At 45.3% G+C, this 983-nt stretch carries 2 protein-coding genes; both read left to right on the top strand.

Translation table 11 applies throughout. From position 1 onward, the window contains the following. Positions 1 to 239: hemerythrin domain-containing protein (locus tag A3756_RS03350; protein WP_197481136.1), on the top strand; the 239-nt coding region annotated here is incomplete at its 5' end. Positions 240 to 273: 34 nt separating this feature from the next. Further along, positions 274 to 663: a putative zinc-binding protein gene (locus tag A3756_RS03345; RefSeq protein WP_068552927.1), complete on the top strand. Its 390-nt coding sequence runs from the start codon at positions 274 to 276 to the stop codon at positions 661 to 663. The last annotated feature ends 320 nt before the right edge of the window (positions 664 to 983 follow it).

The following is a 983-nucleotide window of genomic DNA, read 5'->3' as shown; positions in this document are numbered from 1 at the left end:
TCCCTATGCTGGAACAAGGAATGGGAGCAATGGCTCAGGGCCCTATCTCGGTGATGCGTCATGAGCACGATGAACATGCTGGTGCAATCTCCCAGCTATCAGAGCTAACGAACCAGCTGACATTACCAGAAGACGCTTGTAATACCTGGACAAGGCTTTATGCCTTAATTTCTGAATTTATCGAAGATTTGCAAAGTCATATCTCGATTGAAAACAATCTACTCTTTGCTCGCGCCTAACAGTTCTGGCACTCACTGATATTGATAGTAAAAGATGAATCATAGAGAACAGCAGCCTATCGTGTACTCATGCTCTGGCTGCTCTAATGTCGCCCAGCTTACCAATCAATTAGCCCTAGAATTGAACCGTGTAGGACAAGCTGAAATGTCTTGTATAGCAGGCGTTGGCGGACAGGTTAAATCATTAGTTAGACAAGCGAAATCAGAGCGACCGATCCTGGCCCTAGATGGCTGTGCTTTGCATTGTGTAAAACAATGCCTTAACAAAGTTCAAGTCACCCCCACACTTCACCTCACACTGACTGACCTAGAACTCAAGAAAGTAAAGCATCAAAACTTCTCAAAGCAAGAATTTGAACACGCTTACACTTATGTTTCGAAAAAGCTTTCGTCGATCCAAAGTAAGCCTCAGACGCACTTTTAGTCTTATCGTATTAAGCCTCACACATTCCGCTTGGCTCTGATACACTAGCTCTTTCAGCCCCTAGCAGCTTCTGCAACAATAAGTACTTGACGCGAAATGACTAACTCCGCCAATTTCAGGCACAAGCGCCCTCTCCTTCTTCGCCCAACTAGCTTGAAGATACTAAGTGTTTTGGCCTTACTGCTCTTTGCCTGGTGCATATATCTCGATGCTCAGGTCAGATATAAGTTTGAAGGCAAGCGGTGGGCGCTTCCAGCTCAAGTATTTGCCCGCACCCTCGAAATTTATAACGATAAGGCGCTAAACGCCAACAATCTGCT

Source organism: Oleiphilus sp. HI0086, from assembly GCF_001635225.1.
Note: the sequence above shows the minus strand (reverse complement) of the source record. Positions and strands in the feature narration are given on the sequence as shown.